Here is a 361-nt window from a genome sequence, read left to right on the forward strand (position 1 = left end):
GCCGCGTCGTACGTGTAGCTGATGGTCTCTGGACTGCCGGCGATGTTTCGCACTTGTTGGGTGCGGTTGCCGTTCCTGTCGTAACGGTATGACCAGGACGCCCCTAGTGACGTGCCCGCCTGTTCGGCTGCACGAGTGAGGCGATTGCGGGAGTCGTAGGTGTAGCTTGTCACGGTGCCGGCGGCCAGACCTTGTTCGGCGTAGGACGTGCGTGCCTGCACGTTCGCCCGGTCGCTCGAGCCGCCGGGAGCCGTGTACGTGTACCCGATGTCGACCGCCGTCGCACCCGAGCCCGTCTTCGCCGTGATGCGCGTCGGTCGGCCGGAGAGATCCCGGGTGGTCGTGGTCGTCGCCGCGCCCG

The 361-nt window shown here is 67.6% G+C and carries 1 pseudogene; it reads right to left on the reverse strand.

Going from position 1 to position 361, the window contains the following annotated elements:
• Nucleotides 1–221 (reverse strand): annotated as a pseudogene (locus tag ACZ3HH_RS29480) (hypothetical protein); the annotation flags it as partial.
• Nucleotides 222–361 lie beyond the last annotated feature (140 nt).

The sequence above is a fragment of the Pseudomonas sp. PME37.24/025 genome, from assembly GCF_055556615.1.